This is a genomic window from Methanosphaera sp. ISO3-F5, assembly GCF_034480035.2.
In the GTDB taxonomy this organism is placed as follows: Archaea; Methanobacteriota; Methanobacteria; order Methanobacteriales; family Methanobacteriaceae; genus Methanosphaera.
Genome location: NZ_CP118753.2, coordinates 933659 through 958411, shown reverse-complemented (window position 1 = coordinate 958411; position 24753 = coordinate 933659). Strand labels below are relative to the sequence as shown.

The 24753-nt window shown below is 32.7% G+C and carries 12 protein-coding genes; 5 read left to right on the top strand and 7 right to left on the bottom strand.

What is annotated here, in order from left to right; all coding sequences use genetic code 11:
* Positions 1-51: 51 nt before the first annotated feature.
* A complete protein-coding gene (locus PXD04_RS16025) occupies positions 52-1260 on the top strand; it encodes a hypothetical protein (RefSeq protein ID WP_323735825.1) in 1209 nt (402 codons plus the stop codon).
* 598 nt (positions 1261-1858) lie between these two features.
* Positions 1859-4933 (top strand): hypothetical protein, encoded by a 3075-nt coding sequence (locus PXD04_RS16020; RefSeq protein ID WP_323735824.1) that lies wholly within the window; start codon positions 1859-1861, stop codon positions 4931-4933.
* Between the two features lie 444 nt (positions 4934-5377).
* Here the strand turns inward: PXD04_RS16020 and PXD04_RS16015 are convergent, their stop codons facing one another.
* The 5 genes from PXD04_RS16015 to PXD04_RS15995 all read right to left on the bottom strand — a co-directional run bounded on the left by PXD04_RS16015 (position 5378) and on the right by PXD04_RS15995 (position 9732).
* Positions 5378-6223, bottom strand: a complete 846-nt coding sequence (locus PXD04_RS16015) for a hypothetical protein (RefSeq protein ID WP_323735823.1) — start codon at positions 6221-6223, stop codon at positions 5378-5380.
* A 29-nt stretch (positions 6224-6252) separates the two neighbouring features.
* The gene (locus PXD04_RS16010) at positions 6253-7740 is read right to left on the bottom strand and encodes an AarF/ABC1/UbiB kinase family protein (protein ID WP_323735822.1); all 1488 of its coding nucleotides are present in this window, start codon (positions 7738-7740) and stop codon (positions 6253-6255) included.
* Positions 7741-8165: 425 nt separating this feature from the next.
* Positions 8166-8438 carry a hypothetical protein gene (locus tag PXD04_RS16005; RefSeq protein ID WP_323735821.1) on the bottom strand — a complete coding sequence of 91 codons (273 nt, stop codon included), beginning with the start codon at positions 8436-8438 and terminating at the stop codon, positions 8166-8168.
* Positions 8439-8445: 7 nt separating this feature from the next.
* Entirely contained in the window at positions 8446-8733 is a 288-nt protein-coding gene (locus tag PXD04_RS16000; protein WP_323735820.1) for a hypothetical protein, read from the bottom strand.
* Between the two features lie 147 nt (positions 8734-8880).
* The gene (locus tag PXD04_RS15995) at positions 8881-9732 is read right to left on the bottom strand and encodes an ion channel (RefSeq protein WP_323735819.1); all 852 of its coding nucleotides are present in this window, start codon (positions 9730-9732) and stop codon (positions 8881-8883) included.
* 218 nt (positions 9733-9950) lie between these two features.
* Here PXD04_RS15995 and PXD04_RS15990 point away from each other — a divergent pair, with 218 nt between their 5' ends.
* Genes PXD04_RS15990 through PXD04_RS15980 form a run of 3 tightly spaced genes read left to right on the top strand, consistent with a single transcriptional unit; the run spans position 9951 to position 11022 of the window.
* A complete protein-coding gene (locus tag PXD04_RS15990; RefSeq protein WP_336470725.1) occupies positions 9951-10136 on the top strand; it encodes an aldo/keto reductase in 186 nt (61 codons plus the stop codon).
* Positions 10123-10593, top strand: a complete 471-nt coding sequence (locus tag PXD04_RS15985) for an aldo/keto reductase (protein ID WP_323735817.1) — start codon at positions 10123-10125, stop codon at positions 10591-10593. The genes PXD04_RS15990 and PXD04_RS15985 overlap by 14 nt, the downstream gene beginning before the upstream one ends.
* Before the next feature lie 51 nt (positions 10594-10644).
* Positions 10645-11022, top strand: coding sequence for a 4Fe-4S dicluster domain-containing protein (locus tag PXD04_RS15980; protein ID WP_323735816.1), 378 nt, complete (start codon positions 10645-10647; stop codon positions 11020-11022).
* 56 nt (positions 11023-11078) lie between these two features.
* Here PXD04_RS15980 and PXD04_RS15975 read toward each other — a convergent pair whose 3' ends face one another.
* Together PXD04_RS15975 and PXD04_RS15970 are read right to left on the bottom strand one after the other, a co-directional pair.
* On the bottom strand, positions 11079-17807 hold the full coding sequence (locus tag PXD04_RS15975; RefSeq protein ID WP_323735815.1) for a right-handed parallel beta-helix repeat-containing protein: 6729 nt from the start codon (positions 17805-17807) through the stop codon (positions 11079-11081).
* A gap of 667 nt (positions 17808-18474) precedes the next feature.
* Positions 18475-24474 carry a hypothetical protein gene (locus tag PXD04_RS15970; RefSeq protein ID WP_323735814.1) on the bottom strand — a complete coding sequence of 2000 codons (6000 nt, stop codon included), beginning with the start codon at positions 24472-24474 and terminating at the stop codon, positions 18475-18477.
* Positions 24475-24753 lie beyond the last annotated feature (279 nt).

Below are 24753 nucleotides of genomic sequence, written 5' to 3'. Positions count from 1 at the left end.
CGTATTCTCGGAACCTTTAAAGAAAACATTGCAGAACGTGACGGAGGAGCCATGTACTTCAGAAATCGCGTAAAAAACAACACATTCAAATCAGAATTCATCCAAAACAAAGCACAAGAAGTAAGCGGAGGAGCATTACTATTCCACGACCTCACAACAAACAACATATTCGAAAGTATTTTTAAATACAATGAAGGAGTAAACGGTGGAGGAATATTCTTCTTCAACCAAACACACAACAACACATTCAACAGCGACTTAAGATACAATACAGCAAAAGCACACGGAGGAGCAATAATCTTCTTCGACCTAGCAAACAACAACAAAATCAAAGGAAAATTCATAAACAACACAGCACCAAACGGTAACGGTGGAGCACTCATATTCAGAGACACATCAACCAATAACTCATTCGAATGCGACTTCATAAACAATACCGCAAATAACTATGGTGGAGCAGTAAACTACAGAGAAACACCATACAACATAGTATTTAATTCCAACTTCATCAACAACAAAGCCGAATATGGAGGAGGAATAAACTTCTTAAACAACATGGTAAACGTAAAATTCAACGGCAAATTCATAAACAATTCCGCAGTATACGGTGGAGGATTATATGTCCATAACGCAACAATAGAAAAAGCTTCCTTTATTGATAACCATGCAAAATTTGGTGGTGCTATCTTTACTAATGATACTTTATTGGTGAATAATACCCGTTTTTTAACAAATAATGCTGAAAGCGGTGGTGCTATATATGCCAATAATACAGAACCATCATTATATAATTGTGTTTTAATAAATAATACAAATGATACATTTAATTGTGATGCATTTACCTATAATTGTACTATAGAACCTGATGATTCAAAATCAGATAATTCATCAAATAAAACAACACCTCAAAGATCACATAAGACATCAGAAAATGTAAGATTACATAAAAGCATAGAAAACAATAAAATAGGACAAAACATTTATACAATTAAACTTGCAAGTGATAACACAGTAGTATTTACAGGAAATAAATTAACATTAAATGCATTGAATAAAATATTTAACTTAAACTTTACAAACGGTCATTTACTAGTGTATATTGATGGAGTACTTGTATTCAATGGAACTACATCAGAAGATAGTGCAATGCTAATTCTTGAATTATTGGATAAATACTTAGGAGTTCATGAAATTAAAGTAGTTTTCACAGATAATGAAAATCAGACAAACACTTACACGGAAAATATTATTATTGGATAAAAATTTTTTATTCAGTCCATCTTCCCCTCTTTTTTTTGATTTTTTCACCAAAATTATTGTAAATTTATAATGATATCATAAATCAATGATATACTACAAAAACAAAGGATACGAATACTTTTTTGAAGAACTATAAATCTAGACTCACATAATTAAAATCTAAAATAAGAAAAAAACAGTTCCTCTCTATACTATTTTTTAATCCATTCTCTTAGTGAATTTCATATCCAATAATTATAAGGGGAATGTTAATATTTTTTCATACTAATAATAAATAAATTTCAAACAGGGTTTGAATAGTCATTGTAATGATTTGTATTAAGGTTTTTCGGGTACAAAGGATATATTCTCTCTTTTATCATAAGAAAAAAATAATAAGTTAATAATAATCAACATCCATTAAAAGACTAAACTTCAAACCAGATTAAAACGTTTCAAATGACTATTTATGACAGTAGATATAAATAAAATAAAATGTTTATATATAATACAAAGTAATGAGTTCATTAAACTAAATAAAAGATTATAGTATTAAATCAAAAATTATGAACTTTGCTAATAATGATGTAAAATATTAAAAATAAATGACTGGATAACTATGATGAAAAAATTCAAATACTTCTTAGTACTAAGCATGCTATTGCTTCTAAGTATAAGTGTTGTGAATGCTAGTGATAATACAACAACAGATGATGACGTGCTAGAAAAAACAACAACACAAGTAGAAAAAGTAGCAACAGGTACTGAAGTAAAAGAAATACAAACAGGAAAAGAAAATAATTTAAAAACGATAAAAGAAAAAATAAAGAAAAACAGGACAACAAACACGAAAACAGCACCAGTAACAGTAGACATAGATGATTATGATACATTAAATAGTTATCTGACAAACAGCACATATGATGCCTTAACAATTAGCATCACATCTAACATAACACTTACTGCCAGTACAACTGTTAATAATGGAATAAAAACCTTGACTATAGATGGAAACAATCACACAATAAACGGGAATGGACAATATCAATTCCTAAATATTCCAAGTGAAACCACAGCAACAATAAAAAATATTACAATCACAAATTGTACAGCAACGAATGGGGGCGCAATATCTAACCAGGGGACACTAACCATACAAGATAGTATATTAAACAATAATAATGTAAAACAAAGTGGGGGAGCATTATTCAACACAAATCATGCTAGTATGACCCTAACAGGAAACACAATACACAACAATCATGCGAATGGAACAGACACATTTGTTGGTGGAGGAGCAATTTTTAACAGTAATGGTTCTACTATGAACATAACAGGCAACACAATAAACAACAACACTGCAACCAGAGCAGGAGCTATATATAACATCCATAATGCTAATATGATTCTAATAGGAAACACAATAAACTACAACAACGCAACAAGCAGTGGAGGCGCAATATGCAACCTCGAATCTAATATGATCCTAACAAGAAACACTATACAAAACAACGCAGGAAAAAATGGGGGAGCAGTAATCAACTTCAACCATTCTGATATGACTATAACAGACAACACACTAAACAATAATGTCGCAAGTGATCGTGGAGGAGCAATATGCAACTACCAATCTAATATAATCATAACAGGCAACACAATAAACAACAACACTGCAACAATATACGCTGGAGCAATACACAATGAGTACATTGCTAGTATGACCATAACAAGTAACATAATAAACAACAACACTGCAACAGTATATGCAGGAGCAATATACAACACATACAATTCTAGTATGAGCATAACAAGTAACACTATAATCAATAACACTGCCTCCATTGGAGGAGCAATACTCAACACATTCAATTCTAGTATGAACCTAACAGGTAACACGTTCATAAATTCAACACCGGCTGAATTCATATTAAACGAAACACGTAATGTAATATTAAATGAGAATCCAACAGTTATACCAAAAACATCACCAGTACAAATATACATTGATGATAGAGAAGGAGAAATCCTTAATTTAACTGATAGAAAAATAGAGGACTTCACAGCACCAGCTGGAAATCATAGAATAAAACTCATAGTTAAAGGAAGCAATGACACTTACTCTGATAACATATACATATTAAATTATGAAAAATTAATTAAGACACAAACCAAGATAACAATCATAAACAACACAGCTGCCAACACAATAGTAAAAGTAACAGTCCAAGATGAAGAAAATAATTATATAAGCAATGGAACAATAACAATTACTGATGAAACTGGTCAGACAATAATTGGACATATAAATAACAATGAAACAATAATAAGACCTTACTATGCATATGGTGAACATAACATTATAGCAGCATACACAGGAAATCAGACACACATGCAATCCAACTACCAAGTCACAATTAAAGTAAAACATCAAACCAATATAAAAATCGACATAATAAATCCAATAGAAAACAACTTAACAGCAACAATAACAGTCACAGACGAAAACAGCAAACCAATAAAACAAGAACAAATCAATATCACACTACCAAATGGAAGTAGCATAACAAAAACCACGGACAATGAAGGAAAAATAAGCCTAACAGGAATACCGGCACAAAAAGGATTAACAACTATCACAGCCCATAAAACAGAAAATGATGACTACACAAACACCACACTAACACAAAAAATAAACATATTACCAGACTACCAGAACATAATCGAGCAACAAAATCAAACAATAGAAAAATTAAATGACATTATAAAAGAACTAACACAACCACCATTAAACACGACAATTACAATAAATCCAATAAAATCCAGCATAGGAAGCATAACCAAATTAACAGCCAACATACAAGATGAAAATAAAGAAAAAGTAAACAGTGGAAAAGCAATCTTCAAAATCAATGGAATAACACTAAAAGACGAAAACAGTAACATCATCTATGCACAAGTAAAAGATGGAATAGCAAGCATAAATTATAAAGTACAAAGCGTATGGATAAAAAACACCACTTATATCGAAGCAGTATACAGTGGAACCGAGAAGTACCAGACCTGCCGAAGCAATGCAACAGGAATACTAAACATCAGCAAAGGAAAAGCCAAGATAACACTAGACAAGAAAACAATCACAGCCAAGGCAGGACAAACAATAACACTAAGAGCAAAAGTACTAGACGCCAATGGTGACCGTGTAAACAATGACAAAGTAGTGTTCAAAATAAACGGCAAAACACTAAAAGACAAGAAAGGAAACACACTATACGCAAAGGTAAAAGACGGAGAAGCAGTACTAGAATATACCATACCAGCAACATACAGTGCAAAAACATACACACTAACAGCAGTATTCGGAGGAAAATACTACCAACGAACCGAAACCAATGGCAGCATAAAACTAGAGAAAAAAGCAGTACTCATCACACCAGACAGTGTAACCACCAAGAACAAAAAAACCACAGTTAAGGCAACAATCACGGATGAAACAGGCAAACTACTCGTAACCAATACTAAACTAGCATTCAAAGTAAAGGGTAAAACATTGCTAAACAATGTAAAGAGTAAAAACGGGAAAATAAACCTGTCATTCACAACAACACTCAGACCAGGACTCTACGAGTTACTGATAATAAGTGGAGAAAATAGTGCGTACAAGACAGGAAAAGTAACAACTGTACTAAAGATATAATATATAGAGACAAAAAAAATCCAATAATATAAAAACAATAATTAGAGGATGAAAAGTTAAAAAATTATACCCTAATCCTCTTCATCATATGCTCTTTTTTCTATTACTTAAATCACAATTCATCTTTTTCAATCACAAAGCATGAAAACAACACTAACAACTGAAACAAATGTATCTGATTTTTTTCCTCTATCATTTTAAGCGTTGGTGTGTAATTGCCTACTCCCATTAATTTAGTTTCCATATTTACACCTAATATCACATGAATTTTATATACTATATATAATATGTTTACATGGCAATTATATAAATAAATGAATACTATAAATATGAATAACATAGTATTTGGAAGAATAACAATACATATATATTGTTTCGTTGCTAAATATGATTCTTTATGCCAATACAATAATAAAAAAAGGAGGTAATGTATAAAAGAGGAGGTTATTTGTTTTTTAGTAGTTTGCTTTGTTGGTTGTAGAATTTTTCTTTTTTGGTGTTTCCTATTTTTTTGTATTGTACTCCTAGGTTGTTTGCTTTTCTGATTATTTCTTGTTTGTTTTCCTCGTTTTCCTGGTTTGTTGTTATGTAGTCGCTCATTATCTTGTTGTATTCTTTTTCCTGGGTGATTAAGTGTTTTAGTATGTTTATTGTTGTGTCGTCTGTTTTGATTTTGTTAACTGCTTTTTCTCGTACATCCATGTAGTTTGCGTTCATTGCTATGTCAATGAGTGTTTCTTCGTCGTTTATTTTGTCTATTGCATGCATTCGTTTTACTTTTATGTCATCATCACATAATGTTCTTAGTTCGCTTAGGTCTGGTTCTTCGTATTTGTTGTTGATTCTTGTTAGTGCTAGTTTTCTTATTTCTTCATCATAGTTGCTTTCTACGATGGTCATTAGTTTGTCTTCATCGTTTATTTGTTCTATCGCACTTTTTACTACGTTTAGTCCATATTTTGTTTTTATTGTTTTGTCATAGTATTTGTCTACTATTTCTGTTAGTGTTTCTTCGTCTGTTACTTGTTTTGCTGCGATTTCTCGTAGGTCAAATACGTTTTTTGTGTATGATGTTTTTGATGTGTCAAATATTATTTCTTTTAATAGTTCATTGTCTGTTATCTGCTTAGTTGCTATTTCTCTTATGATGAATGTGTTTGAATCGTTTTTTATTATTTTCATTAGTTTTGGTTCGTCTGTTATGAATTTTACTGTTTGGTTTATTATTTCATCTTTCAAGAAGTTTGCTAGGAGTAGTCCTGTTCTGATTTTTTTTATGGTGCCTAACATCTTTTTTTTGTTCCCCCTATATCTTTTTTTTATGTTTTCTTTATTATTCCCATTACCACGTATAGTCCTAGGACTGCGCTTATTACGAATCCAATGAATCCTAGTGCTGATATTTCATAGATTTTTGGTCCTTTGTCTGCTAGTATTGCTAGTGAGGATCCTATTATTAGTGCTGATAGTATTAATGATACTGATATTTGGTTTTTGAATGTGTCTAGGCCTGTGTGGTTGAGGTTTACTTCTATTTCTCCTTTTTCTACCTTGTTTAGTGTGCTGTTTATCCTGTCTGGCAGGTCTTTTAGAAGGTTTTCTATATCCATTACATAGTTTAGGCTGCCTGCTGCTATGTTTTTGGGCTCAAATCTCTGGGCTACTATCATGTATGCCAGGTTCTGCACTTCCTCGGCTGCGTTGAATTCTGGGTCTAGTTTACTTCCTGTGTCTTCTATGAGTGCTAGTCCTCTTCCTATCATCACAAATTCTCTTGGGAGTATTACGTTGTGTTTTATCATGGTGTTCATTAGTTTTTCTAGTATTCCATTCATCTGGTTTAGTTCTGCTCCCATGTACCGTCCGAGGAGGTCTTGTATGTCCATTCTTAGTTCTTCTGTGTCGTGTTCTGGTGTGATTACTTTCATGTGTATTAGTTGTTTGATTAGGTTGTTTGTGTTTCCGTCGAGTAGTAGTAGTATTAGTCGTGCGAGGTCTCTTCGGAAATCGTCGCTTAGTATTCCCATCATTCCGAAGTCTATGTAGCATACTTTTGCGTCTTTTGTGATGAACATGTTTCCTGGGTGTGGGTCTGCGTGGAAGAATCCGTCTAGTATTACTTGTTTGAAGTAGGATCGTACTCCATAGTTTGCTATGGTTTTGTTGTCTATTCCTTTGATTTGTTTGTCGAAGAGTTCGGTTACTTCTATTCCGTCGATGAGTTCCATGGTTATTACTTTGTCTGAGCAGTAGTCTGTGTATACTTTTGGTATTTTTATGTAGTCTTCGTTTTCGAAGTTATGTGTTACTTTTTGCATGTTCATAACTTCTTCCATGTAGTCTAATTCTTTGAATATTGATCTTTCGAATTCTTTTACTATTGCGGGTAGGTTGTATGTTTTTACGCTTGTTATGTATTTGTCTGATGTTATTGCTATTTCTTCCATTATTTTTACGTCAGCGGCTACTATGTCGTATACTCCTGGTTTTTGGACTTTTACTGCTACTTTTTCTCCTGTTGTTTTGAGTGTTGCTTTGTATACTTGGCCGATGGATGCTGATCCTAGTGGTGTTTCATCGAATTCTGAGTAGATTTCTTCTAGTGGTTTTCCTAGTGTTGTTTCTATTACTTTTTTCATCTCGGTGAATGGTGTGGTTGGAGTGTTGTCTCTTAGTTTTTTCAGGTCTTCTGCCATTTCGACGCCTACTAGGTCTGGTCGTGTGCATAGTATTTGGCCTAGTTTTATGAATGCTGGTCCTAGTTCTTCCATTGTTAGTCTTAGTGCGGATGAGTCTAGTTCTTCCATCATATTTTCCGTTTTTTGTTCGTTTGGATGATGTTAGGAATAGTTTTCCCAGGTTATGTTTTTTTTTGCTACTTTATATATTTCGTTGAATCTTTCTTTTGTGTCGATTTGTGTTTCGTTCTCTTATAACATTGTCATTTTACACCCCATAATGTTTTCATTTTATTCTGTTATGTATGGTTATGGTTATATATTTGGTATTTAATCTAATAATAAGTATGGTATTTATATTTTATAATTAATCCATAATATTCTTTTAAAGAAAAAAATGGGTAAGTATTATTAGTTAATTATATGAAAAAAATAGTTGTTATTTGAAATAATGAATGCTATGAACAGTATACTACTTGTTCATAAAACTCCTTATTCATTCTTGAAGAAAAAAAAATTTTTTTTTATTTGAAATATTTGGAATATTAATATTCTTATAATATTCCTACTGCACTGAGCATTGACTGGAGTCCTAATATTATTATTGCTAATCCGCCGATAATCTCAATTTCATCTGCATACTTGATTGCTATTTGTGTTCCAAATTTTCCGGCCAATAACCATAAAACAACACAGATAAGACTTAAAACTAATAATATTACCAGGTTTACACTTGCTATTGCTCCCTGTGAAGCAAGAATTAAATTTTCAATGTTACCAAAAACAAGCAAACCCCAAAATCCGTTACAATCCTTTATTAGATTCATAATTTATTCACCTGCACCTTTTTTTGCTTTTCTTTGATTTATGTGCTTCAATGATTGCTTGAACACCTAATATGAATATTGCTAATCCACCTATAAAGTCGATGATGTTTGAATATCTGATTGCTTCCTTGGTTAGTATAGCTCCTATTGCATACCATGCAATTACTATGATTATACTCATTATACTTAATGAGAGCACTTTTGCATTTTTTACTTCACCCTGTGAAGCAAGAATTAAGTTTTCTATATTACCAAATATTAGCAGTCCTACAAATGGTAAATACTCCTCTAACATTCTATATTTCTCCTCCATTTTTTATAATATCTCATATATTATTATGATTTTTAAATTAATTGAATATTACTCTTTATTATCAGTAAAATAGGTGTAATTGATAAAATAATCCCTAATAAGCAAAAAAACAGTGAGGGGGTGATAGTTTTATAACTTATCTGATATGGCATCTAATTTGTCAGTCATCTCATCAAGCTTATCCTTCAAAAGCTTATTCTCCTCTTCCATAACAGAAACCTTATCATCCAAATCAGAAACCTTTTCATTCAATGCCTTATTAGTCTCATCAAGCTTATTAAAATATTCTATAAAAGCATCCTTTCTTTCCATTTCAGGCTTCTGATTATACATTGCAGACAGGTATGCTGTGAAAATTGCAACCGATACCGTTCCGATAAGAATGGTTAAAACCGCTAATGATTTACTAATCGGGTTAACAGGTACAATATCACCATAACCTACCGATGATATGGTTACAACAATAAACCATAATGCTTCCTGCAGGTTATCAATAGCAGTGTCAAATACAATTAACAGTACCGAAGACAAAGCCACATAAATTAAGAGCAATATCAGGAGTAACTTCAGCATATGATGCTTAATAAAGTAATATAATGAATCAAGATCCTTTAAAACATGCCATACACGCACAATTTTAATAATTCTCAGGAACCTGAACAAACGGAAGACACTGAAATACCTGAACAGAATATCAAATGGCAGCAAAGACAATAAGGAGATAATTTGCTTATCCTTAATAAAATATTCCTTGAAACTCTTATTACTAGTATAGAAATCATAGGATAAATCAATAAATAACAATAAACAAACAAGAAAATCATAATCAGCAAAAATATTATCTACCTTAAAACTAAATGAATAAATAGTTGAAAGAAAAATGAATATTAAGTCAATTAATGTTAAAATTAAGAGAATAACACTTTTTAACTCGGACATTGTTTCCCGATTAACATTTTCCAGATCTTCTTTATTAATCATAATAATCCCAAAAAACTAATAATCATAAAATACTAATACTTATATCTGTATTTTATAATATTTAGAATTAATCCATAATAAATGGGTGAAAAAAATAGGAAAGAAAAAGCCAAATATTAAATAGTGATGACATACATAACATAATATTTAAACTAATGAAATATGGGGGGGGGTATGTGATGCAGAACAGGTTTACTCAACGATTAGGCTTTGGATTCATGAGGCTGCCAACAATAAATGGTAGTATAAACCATGAAGAAGTTAATAGAATGGTGGACTACTTCATAGAACATGGCGGCAACTACTTTGATACAGGATACTTTTATCATAACGGACAGAGCGAAGAAACAATAAAAAAAATCCGTGATAGAAAGATATCCCAGGGAAGAAGTGAAAATAGCTGATAAAATGCCAGTATACAATATGACACACAGTGCAGATGAAATATTCAGAACACAACTAAAAAGGTGTGGTGTAAACTACTTTGACTACTACCTCGTACACAACCCATCAGGAAAACTCTACGATGGCATATGCAGGGAATACGGGGTGTTTGAAAAGCTTCAAAAGTACAGAGATGAAGGAAAAATAGGAAAATTAGGCATCTCTTTTCATGACACACCCGAAGTATTAGAACGGATAATAAGCGAACATTCTGAATTAGATTTCATTCAATTACAGGTAAACTATCTTGACTGGAATAGTCCATCAATACAATCAGGTAAATGTTATAAGGTAGCACGAAAGTATGGTCTACCCATGAAGGTAATGGAACCCGTGAAGGGAGGAAACCTTGTACACTTACCCAGGGATGCTGAGAAAATATTCCGGGAATACTCTGATGATACAAATGCCTCCTGAGCACTAAGATTCGCATTAGATCATGATGGCATAGACACTGTTCTTTCCGGCATGTCATGCCTAGAACACGTTAAAGACAATATAAAAACAGTACATGAATTCAGAAAATTAGATAACAATCAAAAAGAAATGATTGAACAAGTGAAGAAGATCCTGCTTAGAACTAATAGTATACCATGCACGTACTGTGATTACTGTACTGTTAGATGCCCACAGGAAATACCTATTCCAAAATATTTCTCGGTTTATAATAATAAGATGCAATGCAATGCTAATCAATTGTTACACACTATTTATTATGATAATTATGCACGAAAATATGCGAGAGCATCTGCCTGCATATCCTGTTATGAATGTGAAAAAGTTTGTCCACAGAAAATAGATATAGTGGATAATCTAGAAAAAATAGCAGAACTACTAGAAAAATAAGGAAAAATGATAAGGGGGGTTATTTTGGGAGGGGAATATACCCTGTAATATACATGTTAAGCTTTTATTATGTTGCTTGTTTCGTTACGAGCTCCAAGGTAAGCCTGACGTGCACCAGTAACAATCATAACCTTCTTAACTGTAATATCATCTTTTAACTGAATATTCTTAAGACTTATCTTACCATCAGTAACCTGGAAGTTTTGTGTCTTACCAGTATTAGGGTTAACATAGGTTTTACCATTGATTTTAATGTTCACCTGGTTAGTGCCTATCACGTTTTTAGCCTTGTAGTCCTTGATTGTTGCCTGTACATTAAGCACGTTTTTGCTGTTAAGGCTTACCTTTGCTATGTTTATCGTTACTGGGCTTCTTTCGACATTGAATGTTGCAATGTCTCTTGTGTCCGGGTAGTAAGTGTCACTTACCAGTACTGCTTCTACATTGTAGTCACGTACCTTGCCATCCTTGCTTACTCCACCCATACCAGCCGGTACCTTGTACTTGTATGTTGCTGTGTTGTTAACCACTTTTACCTGTACGTTTTTGCCTTTGTTGTCTTTTATTGTTTTACCGTTTACTTTGAATATTACCTTGGTACCAGTACTCATTGCTGTAGTGTTTTTGGTGTTTGGTGTTGTGTCTGCTAGTTTTGCTGTGAATTTTATTGTATTGTACTGTTTCTGTGTTTTAGGACTTATTGTTACTGTTATTTTAGCGTTTCGTTTCTTGATCTGGGCAGTTACTGTGCTGCTTTTTGCTTCATTGTACTTGTAGCTTCCACTGTAAGATGCTGTTAGGTTTTTAGTGTTACGTAGGTAAAGGTCAGCATTGATTTTTATTGTTACTATTCCATTTTTAACTTGGAACTTCCATGCACTTGCGTTACTGTCAAATCTACCATCTGTTCTTAGTGTTTTACCGTTTAGTTTGAATACAAGGTTTCCACCATTTACAGGATTACCCTTAATGTCAGTGACATGTGCTGTTAATGTGATTTTCTCGCCTATTATTCCTTCTACTGGGTCTACTGTTACTGTTACATTGTTTTTAACTGTTTTCATTGTTACAGTAGTTTCTGCTGGTGTGTACTTACTGTTTCCAGAGTATGTTACTGTGATGTTCTCTGTTCCTGCTTTGGTATCTACTGGTATTACTGCAATACCTTTGTTATCTGTGCTTGCGTTACCAATAATTTCGCCTTTACTGTTTTTGACTGTTATTGGTGCATTAGTGATTGGTGTTCCCATCTTATTATTTAGGGTTACTGTGACTTCTGCATCATCCACAGTGCTTTCCTCTGGGATTGCTGTTATAATACTAGTTTTGTTTAGTTTGTCCAGTGTGTCTTCTAGTTCTTGTATTTTATCTTTCATGTCTTCTATGATTTTCTGGTAGTCTGGTTCTATTGTGAACTGTTTGGTTTTGTTTGTTCCAGTTACATCTGCACTGTCTGGTACTTTTACTGTTATGTTAGTGTTTCCTTCTGGTGAGGTAGTGTCTTTTACCCGTATTTTACCATCCTTGTCAGTGGTCATGTTTGTTTTTGTACCGTTTGGTAGTGTTACTTCCACTGTCTGGTCTGGTAATGCTTTTGCTTTTTCATCAGTTACTGTTACTTCTATTTCAACGTTTCCTACTGTATCATTTAAGATATCAATATCAATTTGTGCTTCTGCTTTTTTGGTTACGTTGAATTTTGCATGGTTGAAGCTGTCCTTGTGTGTGTCGTTTCCTTCATAGAATACTTCTACGAAGTTTTCATTTTCATACTTGGTTGTGTAGTTGTATGTGAATTCACCATTAGCATTGGTTGTGAGGTCTACTTCTTCATCTTCTATGATAAGTATTACTGGTGCATTTGGTACTTTGTTACCATTTTCGTCCACTAGTTTTCCTCGGATAGTTGTTTTTTCGCCGAGTTTAGTGTTTTGTGCTGTTACTGTTATTGTGGTGTTATGTTTTTCCACGTGGAAGCTGGTTTTGTTGGTACTGTCTGCGTAGGTGTCGTTTCCTTCATAGAATATTGCAACATGGTTTTCACCTGCTAATGTTGCTGGGTATGTGAATGTGAATGAACCTGTTTCATCAGTTTCTGTGTTTATAGTTTCCTCGTCTATGTATATGATTACTGGTACTTTTATTCCTTTATTGTTTTCATCCACTATTTTTCCGGTTATTGTTGTTTCTTTGCCGAGTGTTGTGTTTGTTGCGGTTATTGTTGCAGTGGTGTTGAGTTTGTCTACCGTGAATATTGTTGAGTTTATTGCATCTGTGTAGCTGTAGTTTCCAGCATATGATGCTACTACATAGTTATGTCCTGTGTATTCTATTTCAGATGTAATTTTGAGTGTACCGTTTTCATCTGTTGTGCCGTTTGCCAGCTTATCATCTACGAGGTATTGTATTGGTGCGTTGCTTATTGGTTTACCTGTCTTGTCTTTGAGTGTGATTGTGATGTTTGTTTTGTCTCCTATTTTTGTATTGTTTACATCAATGTTTAGGATGCTTTCCCTGATTAGTACTGTGAATGTGGTTGTGTTTGTAGTTTTTGGCAGGTATATTGTCTTGTTGAATCCTATTGTAATATTATGTGTTCCTATAATGTTTCCGGTGTAATTGAATTCGTATCCTCCATTACTGTCTGTGTTTGTTGTTGCTATGTATGTTCCGTTAATGTATAGGTCTACTGGTTTTTCTGTGAATGCTACTATTGTTCCATCTGATTTGGTGTAGTATGCTTTTCCTGTGATTGTTGTGTTATCTCCCACGTATATTGGGCTTGTTGCGTTTACTGTTAGTTTATAATCGTGTGGTAATATGAAGTAGTATGTGTTGTTGTGGAAAGTTTGATCTTCATAGTATTGTGATTCGCTGGTCTGGTTTACCACCATTTTTATCACATAATTTTCATCATCTACCTTGAAGTCTTGTACATATGTTTTTCTTATTCCTGTTTCTGCATCTGTTTCTGATACTAACTTGTAATGTTTTCCTTCATCACTCTCATCTACATATATTACTACATCTCCAAAGTCTGGAATGTAACCATCATCCAATAGTCCTGTCGATACATAATTGATAGTGTCTAGAACGATTTTGTTATCCTGGATAATAAAGTTGGAATGGTAATTATCTACAAATATTGTGTTGGTTACATTACATTCTCCATCAATTACAGTAATTTTCTTTTCCATATTTTCTTTAACAATTCTTGAATCATCAAATCGGTTGTTGCTGAAAAGACTGTTATCAATTCTAACATTTCCTAGTGCATATATTATCATATTCCTGATACTGATGTCTTCACCTGTATGTAATATTATATTATCTTTGAATGACGTGTTGTTGATGAGTAGTAGTATGTCTGGATTTGTATCAGAATAATATATTAATCCTGCTTCATAATCTCCTCCACGATTTGCAGTGAAATTAGAATTATCAATAGTTAAATTTGAGTTAGCATCATGATATATTAAACTAGATGCATGTTGTATATTTGAATATTCTTTTGGAAGACCGTTTCCTATGAAGTTACTGTTGTTAATGTATATGTTACTTCCATTATAGTAGATATATTCATAATTATCACTATCATAATACCTATCTGCTGTATTGTATATTATCAGGCCATAATATTCACTTGTATAACTTTCATTATTTACTACATTGTTTGTGATGTTAGAGTTGATAAGATACACATTACCACTATAAGTACGTAAGTTTAGTATTCCTCCTGTTGTACCCTTATTAGAATCAAATACTGAATCAGTAATATTCACATAAGTATCATTTAATTGTGAATGAAAACTAATAACTCCTTCACTATTTATTCTGTTATTAAAGAATTTGGAATTGGATACTGTTAAATTAGTTGAATCCTCTATGTATAAGATATGACCACTAACATCGTTGGCATTACGAATTTGTCCATTGGTATCAAAGGTAGAATTTTCGATAAGAGTATTATTAGAATAACGTATATACAATACACCTTCACAAGCAATATTATCATAGAATGTAGTATTTATTATATTAACATTTTCATAATTATACAGAGTTATCGCTGATTCAGTATGATGAGCTGTTTTACCCGTAGATTCTATTGTTACATTCTTAATCAATATGGAACTGTTTTCTAATTCATTATCGGAATAAATTAAACCGTAATTCATTAGATTGTTTTTGAATTCTGAATTTGTAATACTTATGTTTTTTACATTTTTCGTGTATATTCCTTGATAAGTATGGTAACTATTATAACCATATGTATCTCCATTTGAATTAAAAATGCTCTTATCTACTATAAATGATGTGTTTTCATTTGCATTAATATAATATATTATAGCAGCTTCTTGTCCATGATTTCCTGTGAACTTGGAATCATTAATTGTTATATTACCCTCACTTTCTATCGATATTGCCCCACCAATTGTTGATTCATGAGTTGAAAATATTCCGTTTGAATCAAATTTTGATGAACAGATTGTCAAATCGCTTTCACTGTAACCGTTATAATTTATTGCTCCACCCTGCACTGCCTGATTTTCTGTAAAGTTACTGTTTTCTATAATCACAGAATTATTAGATTCAATATATAATGCCCCTCCAGAAGTTGGCATTCCAATTCTTGAATCATAAACGTGTGAATTGAAGTTACTGTTATTGATAACCAGTTTAGTGTCTTTTGATTCAATCTGTAATTCTTCATCAAATTTGCTGGTATAGTAGATTGCTCCACCCTCATCTGCAATGTTTGATGTGAAATTGTTGTTGTCTAATGTTACATTACCATATGTTTGTATAGCTATTGCTCCACCATGTTTACTAGGTTCCTCTTCAGCATAACCATTTAAATAGAATTCTGAATCTGTTATGTTAATATTACTTTCATTAAATCCAAAGTATACTATTGCACCACTACTTGCACCAGTATTATTTGTAAATGTGCTGTTTTTTATGGTTGCAGTTGCGTTGTTGATAAATGTGATTGCTCCACCATTTAAAATTCCAATGTTAGAATCAAAAGTAACATTTTCAATAACCGTATTGTCTTGAGCGTTAACGATTGCTACTGCTCCGAACGTACCATTGTTTGAGTTGAATTTACTGTTTGTAATTGACATGTTCTGTGGATTTGATGCGGATATTGCTCCAGCATAACTTTCAGCAGTGTTTGATTCGAAGATAGAATTATCTATTATTAAGTTTATTTCACCCATATCCTCGATGCTTACTGTTTCAGTTCCAATTAGGAACTCGTCACCGTTAATGTCTATTGATGTATATGATATTGCTCCGTCGTAATATGCTTGGTTTGTGGTGAATGTTGAGTTGGTTATTTTGGTTTTTCCAATAGTTTCCATGTCTATTGCTCCACCAACATTAGCTTTGTTTGATGTGAATGTTGTGTTGTCAATTTCCAAGTTTGTTGAGAATAGTCCATAGTAGCTTATTGCTCCACCGTATCCTTGTGCTGTGTTGGAGTCAAAGATTGTGTTTGTAATAGTTGTATTTCCTAATGTTTCTATGTTTATTGCTCCACCTGCATTAGTATAGAATCTTTCAGTGTCATCGACCCCATTTTCTGTGAATTTTGACTTGTCTATGATCAGTTTACTTGCAGCTTTACCATAGTACATTATTGCTGCACCTTTGTCTACAAGGTTATGTGTGAATACAGTGTTGTTTATGATTACAGTATTATTGGATCGTATTAGTAAAGCTCCCCCGTATCCATCCACTTCTAAACGAGTTTTTTGTTCCCAGTCAGTAGTGAAATCCCAGTAGGTTACTTCTTTTATGTATTCGTGATCTTCAAATGTTGAATTGGCTATTTCTAGTGTGCTTTTATCATCCCCATCATAGTAGATTGCTCCACCTGCATATGCTCTGTTTGATGAGAAGTAAGTATTGTTAATTTTACTCTGACTATTCTGTATTAATATTGCACCAGCAAAGAAATTTGCATCGTTGTTAATGAAATTGGAGTTTGATATTTCTAGAGTTGAATTTTCCACAAATAATGCTCCTGCCTCACTATCTGCAAGATATGTATAATATTCATCAGGATCAGCTACGAAAGTATATGGACGGAAATCTACCTTGTTGTTATCAAATGTTGAACCAATTATGGTAGCTTTTCCATTACTGACAGATAATGCTCCACCTCTTGCATATGAATAATCATCACCATAGTCTATATTTGGTTTAGGATTTACATATGCTAAATTGTTAATAAAATTAACATTTTCAAGAGTTATATCCGTATTGTTTGTGTAGATTGCTCCTCCACCAACATGTCCAATTGGTTCTCTTGTATTATTACATCCTTTGATTGTAAGGTTGTTTATTACTAGGTTACATGCATGATTTACTATTAGGAATTGTTTTTCGTTGTTTCCATCTATTGTTTTTCCGTTACCATTTATTACGAGTTTTTTTATTGCTTCATTAACTGTTATGGTATCGGTTATTGTATATGTTTCTTCATCTCCGCCCAGGTTTACTGTTGTGTCTTCATCAGCTGTTGAGCTTGTGAGTGTTTCGTATAGTTGTGTGTAACTTGTCACGCTCGTGTTGGCTGCTTCTTTGGTGTTGGTTTGTGTGTTCTTGTTTATGGTTTTTGTTGTTTGTGGTGTGGTGTCTGATTGTATATCTTTGAGTGTTGGTGATGTCTGGTCTGTTGTGTAATTACCTGAATCATCTGTTGCACTTATCACGGTTAAGCTCATGATAAGTATGATTATTAGTGAAATGAAGAAGAATTTCTTATTTATCACCATTTTTTCCTCCTTTAGATTGATGATTAGTTAATTAATGCCACTGTTATAAAGGGGTTTGAATATGTTTTTTTCCATATGTTTTTTCAATAATAATATTGTTTAAAGTATTAATATGAAAGTTAATAATTATTTATATAGTTATTTATTTTATTAATAATTGTTTAATCTAATATAATTTATTTTATGCCCTATTAAAACAACAAAATTAACTATATATAGTTATATTACAAAACTATTAAATTTTATTATAATTTCTTAGAAAATAAAAAAAAATATCCGGCAAACATTCCCATAAAAATCTACAAAAAATAAGATACATATCATTTAAAAATATATCATAAAACGAAATATATTATAGTAAAATTAAAGGAAGAATAAGAAAAAACAACCCACAAAATAACCAATTAAATTTTAAAAAAATATGAATAAACAATAAAAAAAGGATAATAATTAAAATAATCCCAAAATAACCAAAATATGTTAAAATAAGTTATCAAATAACCATTATTCAAATTAGAAAAATATTTTATAAAAAAGAAGCTCTTATAAGAATTAATTACATTTAAATTAAACATTATTCAAATGTTCCATGATTAAAATAGCACTAAAAAAAAGAATAATATTTGCAATCCATATCAAAAAAAAAGAGAGAAAGAGAAAAGTTTGATTAAATTTTAACAATATTACTTGTCTCATTACGCTGTCCAAGGTAAGCCTGACGAGCACCAGTCACAATCATAACATTCTTGATTTTAATATCCTGTTTTACCTGAATATTCTTAAGGCTTAATTTACCATTTACTGCCCGGAAGTTCTGAGTCTTACCAGTTTTAGGGTTAACATAACTTTTACCATTAATTTTAATGTTTATACTACTGTTTCCGATAACATAATTGTTCTTGTAGTCCTTGATATCTGCACTTACTGTTAACATGTTTTTATTGTTTACAGATACCTTGTTAATGTTTATACTTGTTGGACTTCTCTGTATGTTGAAGGTTGCAGTATTCCTTGTGTCCGGGTAGTAAGTGTCACTTACCAGTACAGCCTCTACAGTGTAGTCACGTATTGACCCGTCCTTACTGATTCCACCCATACCAGCCGGTACAGTGTACTTGTAGGTTGCAGTGTTGTTAACAACTTTTACCTGTAAGTTGTTTCCTTTGTTGTCTTTTATTGTTTTACCGTTAACCTTGAATATTACCTTGGTACCAGTACTCATTGCTGTAGTGTTTTTGGTGTTTGGTGTTGTGTCTGTTAGTTTTGCCGTGAATGTTATCTTGTTGTATTGTTTCTGTGCTTTAGGACTTGTTGTTACTGTTAATTTAGCATTTCGTTTCTTGATCTGGGCAGTTACTGTCTTGCTTTTTGCTTCATTGTACTTGTAGCTTCCACTGTAGCTTGCTGTTAGGTTTTTAGTGTTACGCAGGTAAAGGTCAGCATTGATTTTTATTGTTACTATTCCATTTTTAACTTGGAACTTCCATGCACTTGCGTTACTGTCAAATCTACCATCTGTTCGTAGTGTTTTACCGTTTAGTTTGAATACAAGGTTTCCGCCACTGACAGGATTACCCTTAATGTCAGTAATGTGTGCTGTTAGTATGATGTCTTCCCCGATTATTCCATATACTGGATCAACTGTTACTGTTACATTGTTTTTACTTGTTGTGATACTAACTGTTGTACTGGCCGGCGAGTACTTAGCGTTTCCAGGGTAGGTTACTGTGATGTTCTCTGTTCCAGCATTTGTTTTTACTGGTATTACTGCAATACCTTTGTTGTCTGTGCTTGCATTACCAATAATGTAGCCTTTACTGTTTTTAACTGTGATTGGTGCGTTACTTATTGGTGTTCCCATCTTATTATTTAGGGTTACTGTGACTTTGTTGTCGTCTACTGTGCCGTTTTCTGGTATTGCTGTTATAATACTTGTTTTTTCGAGTTCGTCAATGATTTTCTGGTAGTTTGGTTGGATTGTTATTTGTTCGGTTTTATTTGTTCCTGTTATTTCGTTTGTGTCTGGTACTTTTACTGTTATTTTTGTGTTTCCTGGTGGTGTGGTGGTATCTTTTATTAGTATTTTTCCGTTCTTGTCTGTGGTCTTGTTTGTTTTTGAACCGTTTGGTAGTGTTACTTCCACTGTCTGGTCTGGTATTGTTTCATCTTTATCATCTGTTAGTGTGACTTCTATTTCCACGTTTCCTTCAGTGTTATTTTTTACGTTTATTGTGATGTTTGCTTCTTTTTTAATTTTTATTGTTTGTGTTGTTGTGGATGGGTTGTATGTGTCGTTTCCCTGATATGTTATGTTGAATGTGTATGTTCCACTAGTTATGTCCTGTATTGTGAGTGTTGTCTTGTCTTGTATGTTGTGTGCTGCTATGATTTCTCCTTTTTCATCAGTTACTATTACTGTTCCATTGTTTATTTTTTTATTGTCGTCTCCTTTTATGTTAACATTGAATGACAGGTTTCCTACTGTTTGGCTTGTTATATTTGCAGTGGTTGTTGTGTTGATCTTGTCTACGTTGAATGTTGTGTGGTTGTATGTGTCCTTGTATGTGTCGTTTCCTTCATAGAATACTTCTATGTAATTGTCTTTGGTGTGTATTGTCTTGTAATTGTATGTGAATTCTCCGTTACTGGTAGTGTTTAATGGTATTTCTTCTTCGTCTATGAATAGTATTAATGCTGCATTTGCTATTGCTTTTTGTTGTTGGTCACTTAGTTTTCCCTTGATTGTTATGGTATCTCCGATTGTGCAGTTTGTTGCCTGTATTGTTATTGTTGTGTTTAGTTTGTTTACTATGAATGTTGTTATGTTGTGTGATGGGTTGTATGTATTGTTTCCATCGTATAATATGAATACATGGTTTTCGCTGGCTAGTGTTGTGTTGTATGTTATGCTTATTTTACCGTTTTCGTCTGTTTCTTTGTTTATTATTTTTTCGTTTATGTATACTGTTATGTTTGCATTTGCTACTGGCTTGTCTTCATGGTCCTTTAATTCTATGTGGATATTTGTCTGGTTGTTTATTGTTGTGTTTTCTGCTGTTACTGTTATTGTGGTGTTTCGTTTTTCTACATTGAATGTTGTGTGGTTTGTTATTTCGTTTAGATATGCATCTCCCGTGAATTTTATTTCCACGTTATGTTCTCCTAGGGTGTCAACTGTGTGGTTGTAGGAGTATGTTCCGTCCTCATTTGTCCTTGTAGTGTCTATAAGTGTGTTGTTTATCCAGATTTCTATGTCTTTATTTGGTAGTGCTATTTCCTGTCCTTCTTCTGTAATGTAGTATAGTTTTCCCCTGATTGTGGTGTTATCTTCCAGGGTTACATTGTCTGCTGTTACTGATAACAGGTAGTCGTGTGGTAATTTTATATAGTAGATGTTTTTTATGAAGTCGTTTAATCCATAGTATTCTGATTCCTCGGTCTGTGTTACTATTATTTTGTATGCATAGTTTGTTTTACTTGCAATGTAATCCTTGATGTATACGTCACCTGTTTCAGGATCTCTTATTAGGGTAGTGTTTACTCCACCGTTTTCCTCATTAACATATACTGTTACATTTGCAAAGTCCGGAACATAATTGTCACTATTATTCAACACTATCCTATTACCAGATAGTGTGAAAGTGTTCGGAGTGTTGGTTATGAATACACAGTTTGTTACATTAAAGTAATCATATTCATACCAATGATTATCTGGTGCATATATAGCTCCACCACTATTTTCATCGTCTTTTGCAGTGTTTGAATCGAATGTACAGTTATCAATCACTGTCCTTTTATGTCTTGCACTTATAGCTCCACCATTAGTATCCTGACCTATTACTTTATTGTTTTTAAACAATGAATTTGTGATGATTAATTCATTACCTGAAGTCTCTATTGCTCCACCGGTTTCTGCTGCCTTATTGGATATGAATTCACTGTTATCAATATATAGATTTCCGTCATCTGAGTAAATGGCTCCACCACTATTTTCACCATAAACATTATCTCCAAAGTTATTTCCTATAAACTTTGTATGATTTATTGTTACATTACCTCCACCATTATTGATTGCTACACCATATCCATCACTTTCATCTTCATTCTCATATAAAGTGTTTTCTATGAATTTACTGTAAATGACTGTAAGGTTACCATCATAGTTATTGATACATCCATTATTAACAAGATTATTCTTGAATAATGAATTATTCACCAGACATGATGAATCACTTAAACATATAGCACTTCCATCAACTGCTGAATTATTAATGAATTCAGAATTATTTACTAGACAATACCCTCTGATAAGGATAATGCTTCCTCCCTGTGCTGGCTCATCATCACTTCCACCATTACCATTAAATCGTGAATTATTTACTGTAATATTAGCATTACCATCAGCATAGAAGTATATTGCAGAACCATACTGTGCATAGTTTCTTGTGAAATCTGTATCATCTATCAGGATATTTCCTGTTGATGCAAAGTATATTGCTCCACCAACCTCACAATCATAGCCTACTTCACCATTTGAATCAAATAATGAATTTCTTATAATTAATTCGCCATTGTTAGTATTCTTGTAAAATAATCCAGATCCTTCTTCACCAAGATTAGAAATGAAACTAGTATCGGTTATGCTGACATTTCCTTCAGTTTCAATGTAAGTTGCACCTCCATAGCCTGCTTTATTTTCTTTGAATGTGGAATTTGTTATGTTTAAATTACCATTATCGAAACTGTATACATAGAGTGCTCCACCTTTCTCTGCATTATTGTCTGTGAATGTGGTGTTTGTTATATGGACTGTACCGTTAATCATAGCATATAATGCTCCACCATTACTCTCATACCTTGTATACTCATCATTTCTATCAAACAAGGAATCTGATAATATTAGGGTACTGTTATCAGCACCATAATATGTCATGGCACTACCATTTTTACCCAGATTATCTGTGAATGTAACATTTTTTATCAATGTTGTGACATTGCTCATGATAAATAATGCTCCTAATTCACCAGTATTGATATTGGAATCAAATGTATCATTTTCTAGAGTGATGCTTCCCTCAAGGACTTGTAATCTAAGAGCGCTGGTATTGTCCTTATGGGATTTGAACTCGGAATTGGTTATTGTTACATCACAATATGCCAGGATGTCAACTGCTGCACATCTATTATCCTCATTTTCATAATTATTAGAGTCAAATACTGTATTGTTAATAGTTAGTTTTGAGTTCCTGTTTCCGTTACGGTATGTGATTGCACTAGATGATTCTGCCTTATTATTCTTTAATAAACAGTTATTTATGGTGACATTACCACTAGTCCATAGGCCTAATGCCCCACTTTCTACTTTCTCAGTTACTAAACCATTTGAATCAAATATATTGTTTTCTAGCACTAGTATACTGTTATTACCACCATTATAGTCTATTGCTCCTGCACCCCATCCTTCTACCTTGTTTGAAGTGAAGTTAGAGTCTTCTACCAGTACGTACCCATCCGTTTCTATTTGGATACTACCAATATGCGAGTTAAAAAGAAAACCCTCTTTATAACCATTTGATTCGAAATTGGATTTTCTTAGTTGCATGTGACTATCCTTAGATCCAATATAATAGAATCCACTTCCCTGGTATGCTATGTTTTTTGTGAAGTTTACATTATTGAAGCTAATACTACCATTGTTTTCTATGCATAATCCAGCTCCAAGATTGGAGATGACATCATAATTATTATATTCAAATACTGTGTCATTCATGTTGAATGTGCTTCCTTCAGCTCCATTATAATAAATTCCTGCACCTTCTCCTGCTTTGTTGGATGAGAATTTTGTATTTATGATAGTGGTAGTGCCTGCAGTATCTATAAATAATGCTCCACCCCTCTGGTATGTGTTATCGGTACTTAACCCATTTTCGTTGAATTCAGAATCAATAATACTGATATTGTGTTGTTTTCCATTGAAGTATATTGCTCCACCAAACATATTCTGATCTTGATATTCAGGTAATTTAATTTCTTCTTCCAGTATTCCGTTTGATTGGAATGTTGATTTAAACACGTTTAAGTTAGTATTTTTTAATGCTATTGCTCCACCAAAACGGTATATTAAACTTGTATTCACATGATTTTCTGTGAAAGCGGAATTATTAATTGTAATATTACCATTTTCCTGGTATAATGCTCCACCATACATGTCTGTTGAATTACATTTAGTAATTGTTATGTTATTAAGTATTAAGTTACAGGCATGTTTAATTGTCAGGAAATTATGTTTATTGTCTCCATTTATTGTTTTTCCATTACCATTTATTGTTAGTTTGTTTATTGCTTCGTTTAGTGTTACTGGTTTTGTGATTGTGTATGTGTCTGTTGTGCTTGTTAGTGTTACGGTTACTTCGTCACTTGTACTGGTTGTTAGTGTGTTATATAATGTTTCATAGTCTGGTGCTTCTGTGTTTGTTGCCTTTTTGTTTTCTAGTTTTTCTGCTTTTGTGATTGTTTTTGTGTTTTCCTGTAGGTTTGTGCTTGTTTGTGTTTTTTGTATCGTGTTTGTGTCAGTGCTGTTTTCTTGTATGTCTGTTGCACTTATTACGCCTAGGCTTGTGATTAGTATTATTGTTAATATAAGCAGTACTAATTTCTTATTTATCACCTATCATTTCCTCCTTTCTTGTATTTTTTTAGTTAATTTAATATTATTCTGGATTGTGATTTTATGTGATGTTTTTTGAATTTGTTGGATTTTATTATGTATATTCTTATTCTGTTGTTGTTGAATTGTTTATCAGATTAACCATGTTATTATTCATTTTATTTAATTGTTTAAATTAACTATATAATATTATATTAATATTATTATTAAATTTTAACTTATTTTTCAATTAGGTGATTATCCTCTTTTAAAAGCTATAAATGTACTACATGGTATATT

Excerpts from the sequence above, each read along its gene's own strand:
- PXD04_RS16000 (WP_323735820.1), bottom strand. The coding sequence starts at position 8,733 with ATGTTAGAGGAGTATTTACCATTTGTAGGACTGCTAATATTTGGTAAT.
- PXD04_RS16025 (WP_323735825.1), top strand. The coding sequence starts at position 52 with ATGTACTTCAGAAATCGCGTAAAAAACAACACATTCAAATCAGAATTC.
- PXD04_RS15990 (WP_336470725.1), top strand. The coding sequence starts at position 9,951 with ATGAGGCTGCCAACAATAAATGGTAGTATAAACCATGAAGAAGTTAAT.
- PXD04_RS15975 (WP_323735815.1), bottom strand. The coding sequence starts at position 17,807 with ATGGTGATAAATAAGAAATTCTTCTTCATTTCACTAATAATCATACTT.
- PXD04_RS16020 (WP_323735824.1), top strand. The coding sequence starts at position 1,859 with ATGATGAAAAAATTCAAATACTTCTTAGTACTAAGCATGCTATTGCTT.
- PXD04_RS15995 (WP_323735819.1), bottom strand. The coding sequence starts at position 9,732 with ATGATTAATAAAGAAGATCTGGAAAATGTTAATCGGGAAACAATGTCC.
- PXD04_RS16015 (WP_323735823.1), bottom strand. The coding sequence starts at position 6,223 with ATGTTAGGCACCATAAAAAAAATCAGAACAGGACTACTCCTAGCAAAC.
- PXD04_RS15980 (WP_323735816.1), top strand. The coding sequence starts at position 10,645 with ATGTCATGCCTAGAACACGTTAAAGACAATATAAAAACAGTACATGAA.
- PXD04_RS16005 (WP_323735821.1), bottom strand. The coding sequence starts at position 8,438 with ATGAATCTAATAAAGGATTGTAACGGATTTTGGGGTTTGCTTGTTTTT.
- PXD04_RS16010 (WP_323735822.1), bottom strand. The coding sequence starts at position 7,740 with ATGGAAGAACTAGACTCATCCGCACTAAGACTAACAATGGAAGAACTA.